At 59.5% G+C, this 6,932-nt stretch carries 6 protein-coding genes and 1 pseudogene; all 7 read right to left on the minus strand.

Annotated elements, in window-relative coordinates; translation table 11 throughout:
* Positions 1–8 precede the first annotated feature (8 nt).
* Positions 9–638 carry a glutathione S-transferase family protein gene (locus CAG34_RS14565; protein ID WP_085590771.1) on the minus strand — a complete coding sequence of 210 codons (630 nt, stop codon included), beginning with the start codon at positions 636–638 and terminating at the stop codon, positions 9–11.
* Positions 639–912: 274 nt separating this feature from the next.
* The gene (locus tag CAG34_RS14570) at positions 913–1,464 is read right to left on the minus strand and encodes a UPF0149 family protein (protein WP_085590774.1); all 552 of its coding nucleotides are present in this window, start codon (positions 1,462–1,464) and stop codon (positions 913–915) included.
* Between the two features lie 91 nt (positions 1,465–1,555).
* Complete coding sequence (locus tag CAG34_RS14575) at positions 1,556–2,545, minus strand: asparaginase (protein WP_085590776.1); 990 nt, start codon at positions 2,543–2,545, stop codon at positions 1,556–1,558.
* Positions 2,542–3,696 (minus strand): hypothetical protein, encoded by a 1,155-nt coding sequence (locus tag CAG34_RS14580; protein WP_085590779.1) that lies wholly within the window; start codon positions 3,694–3,696, stop codon positions 2,542–2,544. Before CAG34_RS14580 ends, CAG34_RS14575 begins: the two co-directional genes overlap by 4 nt.
* A 10-nt stretch (positions 3,697–3,706) precedes the next feature.
* A complete protein-coding gene (locus CAG34_RS14585; RefSeq protein ID WP_085590781.1) occupies positions 3,707–4,603 on the minus strand; it encodes a nitrilase family protein in 897 nt (298 codons plus the stop codon).
* 144 nt (positions 4,604–4,747) lie between these two features.
* Positions 4,748–6,685, minus strand: a pseudogene (locus CAG34_RS14590) (flavin monoamine oxidase family protein).
* 144 nt (positions 6,686–6,829) lie between these two features.
* Positions 6,830–6,932 (minus strand): hypothetical protein (locus CAG34_RS29220; protein ID WP_232109555.1); only part of this gene is annotated, 103 nt, incomplete at its 5' end.

The following is a 6,932-nucleotide window of genomic DNA, read 5'->3' on the forward strand; positions in this document are numbered from 1 at the left end:
GCGGGATGTCAGGCGCTGGTCTGCAGGCCGATCACAGTGCGTGGCATGGGCACGAAGCCCGGCAGCGCCTCGATCCGCGCCAGCCAGCTGCGTACGTTGGCATAGGGCTCCAGCGATACATTGCCCTCCGGTGCGTGGGCGATGTAGGAGTAGTTGGCGATATCGGCGATGGTGGGTGTGCTGCCGACCAGGAAGGGCGTGTTGGCCAGCTCGGCGTCGATCACCTTCAGCAGGGTATGGGCGCGGGTAATCACTTCGTCGGTGTTGAACGAGGCACCGAACACCGTGACCAGACGCGCGGCAGCAGGGCCGAAGGCCAACGGGCCGGCAGCGACCGACAGCCAGCGCTGGACGCGGGCGGCGGCAGCGGGTTCCTCGGGGAGCCAGGTGCCGTTGTCGTACTTCTTGGCCAGGTACACCAGAATGGCGTTGGAGTCGGCGACCACCGTGCCGTTGTCGTCGATGACCGGGACCTGGCCAAACGGGTTGAGGGCCAGAAAGTCCGGCTGCTTGTGCGCGCCTTTGGCCAGGTCGACGAACACCAGCTCGGTGGGCAGGTTCAGCAGCGAAAGCATCAGCTCGATGCGATGGGCGTGGCCGGACTTGGGGAAGTTGTAAAGCTTGATCGGGTTCGACATGGGCTTGGCTCCTGGTCAGCACCGGGGTGGGCTGGTGGAGCACATGCTGCACCGGTTCGGCTGGCAGCAGAATCCGTGTGGCGGGGAAACCATAATTTCGCAAGGCGAAACAATGGAAATATCCAGATCTGCGTATCCCCTGTGTAGGAGCGGCCTTGTGTCGCGATAGGGCCGCAAAGCGGCCCCCGACTATGGTTTATCGCTGCTGAAATCCTGGGGCCGCTTTGCGGCCCTATCGCGACACAAGGCCGCTCCTACAAAGGCAGGTGCAAGATCAGTGCAGCTTGTTGAAATACCGGAACAACCCGCGCGCAGCCTCGATCACCTGTGGCACACAAGCCTGGATGTCCGCTTCGCTCATCTGGTCCAGCAGTTCGAAGTTGTCCTCGAGCCCATGCAGCGAAATGGCCTTGAGCAGTCGGTCCTGCTCTGGCGGCAGCTCGGCCCAGCCAGCGACCTGAGTGCCGCGCATGTAGCCAAAGCACCACTCCTCCATGATGATCACACTGCCCTCTTCGCCTTCGCTTTCTTCGAACAGCGGCTCAAAGTGGTCGACATCGTCGCCCAACTCCTCCGCCACCTGGCTGGCATAACGCAGCATCAATGCCGTATACGCCTCTTCATGTGCCGGCTTCTTGAATTTCGGCACCTTGCCACCAGCCACCGCGGGCAACCACTGTTCCGGAGTGACAGTGGTCGGTGAGCTGGCCAGTGCAGTGAAAAAGCCATTGAGCTCGGCCAGGTTGAGTACCGAGTAGTCATTGCCGTAGGTGATCAGCAGGTCTTCGAGGCGGTCGAGTTCTTTTTCGCTGAGTGCGGGGAGCATGGGTGAACATCCTGGGAAGCAAAAGTGTGTGCACCCTAGCACAGCAACGCCCGAAGGGCTGCCCGCGCTTATAGCTTTGCGGGCAGATTGCTTAACGTGGCAACCAGCCATGCAGCAGCTGCTGCCTGCCAGTTCCGATCAACAGCCATAGCAGAATGCGACACTTGCGCGGACACAACTGCCCCGCCATGTGTACCCCCTTGCTCTGCAGATCGATCTCGGCACCGGCAAAACCGTAAGAGGCCGTGGCTGTTGGGCCACTGCCTGTGCGGGTAGCAACAATCACTGGCAAGGTGGGCGCGAGATGGCCAAGCACTTCGGACCAGCTACCGGAAACGTGGCCAGCACCAAAACCGGCGATGACCAGCCCCTCGTAGCCCAGTGTCGCTGTAGCCTTCAACAACGCCGTATCTGCGTCCAGGCAAGCTTCCAGCATTGCAACCCGATGCTCGGTGCGATGCGGTAACGGCAGCACCTCCCGTGGGCCAGGCGGTTGACGATATACCACGGCACCTTCCACAACATCGCCCAGCGCTCCGCACCCGGGTGATTCAAATGCAGCCATCGCGAGGCTTGCCGTCTTGCGAACCCTTGCAGCACAGTGGACCTGATCATTCATCAGCACCAGAACGCCGCGCCCACGGCTGCCCGGCGCCAGTGCAACCTGCGCCGCAGCCAGCAGGTTGGCCGGGCCGTCGTTGCCCGGCTGGCTGGCCGCGCGCATGGCACCGGTCATTACCAATGGCGCATCGAACGGCCAGAGCAGATCGAGGAAATACGCCGTTTCCTCGAGGCTGTCGGTACCTTGGGTCAGTATCACCGCGCGTGCTCCGCGAGCCACCTCGCCCCGGGCCCAGGCCAGCACCTCGAGCATCGCCGCAAAACCCAGCGAGGCACTGGGGAGCAGACCCAGAGTGGCAGCTTCAAGCTGGGCCATCTCACGCAGTTGTGGCAACTCGGCCAGTTGCTCAGCGCAGTCAAGCTTGGGCATCACCCCGCATTCGCTTGCACTTGCCCGCATGCTCACCGTCCCTCCCAGGCTGGCGATCGACAACCTGGGCAGGTTTGCATGCGCTTTCATACGCCACCTCCAGCAAGCAGCCCGACCAGCGGAACGATCGCCAGTGTGCTGATGGCCATCGACACTACATTGCCGATGTAACCATGCATGTAGGCCGGCAAGCGCTGACTGATGGCCACCGCCAACGGTGGCGCTACCAGCGCGCCCAGCACTGAACTGGCTACGACCACTTGCCAGCCTCCACCGTGGGTGAGCACAGCGGCAGGTACGATAGAGACGATGGGAATGTAAGTGGGGTACCAGCCTCGCGCCTGCCATTGGCGACGCCAGAGCACGACTCCCACCAGTGATGCCAGCGCCTGCCCGGCAACCATTGGTATCAGCAGCAGCGAACCGTAGACTGGCGCAGCGGGGGCCAGCATGTATGCCAGGAACACCCCCAACAGCAGCCCTAGGCTGGCCAGTTCATTACCAAAGAATGGCGCTTCGCTGAAATCGGCCAGTACACGCCGCAAGGTCCAGGCCACACCGTAATCGGCTTGGGCCGCAACGGGCTCAGGTGCGGCGGGCGGTTGGCTGGGCCGTACCCATGATGGAAAGCGCCAGCACAGCATGAACGCCACCACGCTTGCCAGCGCCATGCCGCTTACGTTGCCGACTACCACCGGCAACTGCAGGGGGTAGCACAGGTAATTGACCATGAACAGGCTGGCTGGCGTTACCAACAGCGCTCCCAGCAGTGCGCCGCTGATGGTCACCTGCCAACCCGCACCAAACAACAGCACCATGGCTGCTGGCAACGATACGAAAGCAACGAAGGTTGGTTGCCAGGTGCCACTGGCCAAGGTCCATCCCCACAACGCGTGACTGAGCAACAAGCCCAGCAGCGAACTGGTGAACACCCACGGCCATAATCCGCTGCCGTAGCAGATGGCAAAGCCGTGCCAGCGATACCCATGCACATGGGCCCAGTGCGCCAGGCAAGCTCCCAGCAGCAAGCCCAGGGCGGGCAACTCATGCTTGTAGAAGGCCACTTCGCTGATATCACCAACTATCCAGCGCAGGCGGCTTAACGGTTGATCGAGCGTCGCGGCCAGTTGCGTGTAGTCCGGCCATTGGCCCTGTACGAGGCTGGCTGCCAGCAGCACCAGCAGGCAGGCAAGGATCAACACCGACGAACGCTGCCGGTTGGGGAAGAGTAGCGTTTTCATGTGCAACTCCTCAGCGGGGCATAGGTGCATGAAGGCGATAGCCAAGCGTCGCATCGTAAAGGTCGGTGCGCCTGTCTCGCGGCAGGTCGTTGAGGCTGTTCCAGATCGGCGCCGAGCGGGCGCTGCTGAGGTCGACATCGGCGTAGAGAATGCCCTCCTCCTCTGCACTGGCCACCTCGCCAATGGGCCAGCCATTGGTACCGGCAATCAGTGAACAGCCCAGGAAGCGACCGCCCCGCTCGCTACCTATGCGATTGGCGGCAGCGATGTAGACGTTGTTGGTGTGTGCCGCCGTCATGGTCAGGTAGGACGCCATGCAGCGCCCTGTTTCATCGAACAGTGGTGGTGGCGTCCATACCCAGTTGTTCAGGCTGCAGATGATGTCGGCGCCTTGCGCAGCCATCAGCCGCGGCACTTCCGGGAACCAGATATCCCAGCAGATCAGCAGGCCGATACGGCCGATCGGTGTCTCGAACACAGGGAAGCCCAGGTCGCCAGGGGTGAACCAGAGCTTTTCCTGGTTCCACAGATGGGCCTTGCGGTAATGCCCGAGCAAGCCTTGCGGACCGAACAGAACGGCACTGTCGAAAAGTTTCAGTCCCTCGCGTTCGGCAAAACCCGCCGCCAGATATACCTGGTACTCCTTGGCGAAATCCGCCCAGGCTTTCAGGCTGCGCCCCTCCTCCAGCGTTTCGGCATGGGCATAGGCCTCTGCACGCGTGTGGAAGGTGTAGCCGGTGTTGGCCAGCTCGGGTAGCACGATCAGGTTGGCGCCTTCACGCGCCGCGCACCGAGCCAATGCCAGGCCCTTGCTCAGGTTGCCATCGCAATGCTCCAGCCCGACCTGAGGGTCGTACTGGATGACAGCGATACGTACGGGGCTGACGGGCGTGCAGTGTTCAGACATGGCGGCTTCCTTTTATGGTTGTTTTGGAAGGGCGCCAGTAAAGCGGGGTTGGGCGGGGGAGTGACAGTCGGGGAGTTCCTATGGGATCGAAGGACAAGAGAAGTGTTCCAGTAGGAAATTCCCCACAAAAACTCCCGGATGCAGCTATTTCCCAGCTTGATAATGTGGGTAGTGGTTCAGGGTAAAGCCACCATTGAACGATGCCGATGTTCTGTTGCACAGGTTGATGACCACATCAAGCGCCGTGCGTAAACACGGCTCGGTCCAGCCGGCGTCAACAGAGAAGGACTCTCCAGCCAGATACAACCCTGAACTGGCACTCAGATCACGGTTGTACTTCATCAGGCTCACTGCATCGTAATAGGTCCCAGCCCGATACAACTTTGCGCAGCCAAGCGCGTTTCGATCAGTCATCCAACGCTGTATGCGAATGTTTCGGGTATCGATATAAGGCGATATGGGTTCAGCCACGTTGCTGCAGCGAAGGAGGATCCGATCGAGTTCCTTCACGCACTTGTCGCCCAGTTCTTCATCTTAGAACGCGGCCAGTTTCGTTGCATCGTCTTCCCAAGTGTAACTGAGCAGGATGCAATCATCAGCGTAATGGTCGTTGTAGCGATAGGCATAGACATCGTGAACGAAACTGTCAGTGACCAGGATTTGCGGAAAAGCTGGGTTGCGGTCCAGGAAGCTTTTCTTCAGCGGAGCATAGACCTTGCAGCTTGTCTCCCAATGAGCATGCTTCCAGGCATCCATGATCGTCTGCGGCAATATCTGACGGCTGAAACCGTCGAGGCGGATGTTGGTTTCGATCAGCCAGGAAGGGATGGTCAAGATCACGCTGTCGAAGTCTTCGTATTGGACGTTCCCCTGCACCGGATCACTGCAATGCCAACGGTATCCGACCCGTACGCGACCATCCTCCAGCTTTTGTAGGGAACAGACCGAAGTGTCAGTCAGTAACCCATCATCTCGTTGCAGCAGGTGGTCATACAGCGAGGAACCGCCCATCCCGGCGTCCAAAAACATGAGGCTTTCGTCCATCGCCGCAAGCCCGATATAGGCTGGCCCCTGAAACATCAATCCTTTACTGTCAGGGACGCTGCTGGCTTCAAGATGGGGCGCAGCGTAAGGCACACCGTCCTGGTCAACACGCCCATGCACCAACTGCAAGTGACTGCTGAAGCCAAAGATTGCTGTACGCAGCGGGTAAAGGCAGCAGACGTCATAAAACGCTCCCCAGCTACCATCTCCAATACCGATTGCATAGAAGATGGCCGACTCGTCGCCACTCATGCCTAGCCCGCCAAAGTCACCAGGGTTTGCAGGGTCCCAAGCTGTAACAGCGGGTAAATGCACCAGATCTCTAAACGATAATCGATGATAGCGCTCGACGATCGCCGACCACATCGATTCCCAACCATAAGTGCCATAAACCGCAGCAATACGCTCGGCGAACTGCTCCGCAAAATGGCGCCATTTATCGTAGACCTGCTGAAGCATCGCAGTGGGTGGTGGTGTCTTTCCTTCGGGATTGCGCCAGATCAACAGCGCAGGGTCTCTGTCACCCGCTAATTGCCCGTCACGAAGATATATTCCAGTGGCATTCACCCAAGGTGTCCCGGGATTTGGAAAATCGGAAATTCGTAGCTCGAACAGCTTGGCGTAATAGGCCATAAGCGAACGCCCATCTTTTGGGGGCTCACCAGTCCTGTTGAAGAACGGCATGCGCATGGCCCCCATTTCAAAAGGGGTTACAGGCTGCTTGTGATTCCCTGCGTTATTCACCATCGTAAGGTGACGCCCACCCACACGTCGGGACTGCTCGATCAAGGTGATACGGGTAAAGCCGCAACGTAGCAATTCTCGGGCTGCAGTTAGCCCGGTAACACCAGCACCGACAATACAGATCCGGTGATCCGGCTGAGTGGCGTATGCAACTCCGCCCTCTTGTTCGAGTAGACGGCGATAATCAAAGCAAAGATCAGGAGGGTTAGGGTAACGCGCAGCCCACGGCTTTACGGACAGGGATGGCTCGATAGCCAGATCAGCAGGATGGTTGTGTGTTGAGCCGATGGTCATGGTCTCGTGTTCTCAATGAGTTGGGAACATGAGAATGATCAATCAAGAGATGCGTGAGGAGGTTGTTAATTAGCACCAACCGGCCACCACAGGATCGTGAGATATCTGTGGTGGCCGGGTTGATGTCAATAAAGCCGTTACGCCTTACACCGCCAGCGCGCGCTCACGCAGCTCGCTGTTGAGGATGCGGTCGTTCTCGCTGTAATCGACCGGGCAGTCGATCACGTGCACGCCCGGGGTCTTGATG

Origin of the sequence: Pseudomonas sp. B14(2017), assembly GCF_002113255.1 — a bacterium.
In the GTDB taxonomy this organism is placed as follows: Bacteria; Pseudomonadota; Gammaproteobacteria; order Pseudomonadales; family Pseudomonadaceae; genus Aquipseudomonas; species Aquipseudomonas putida_Z.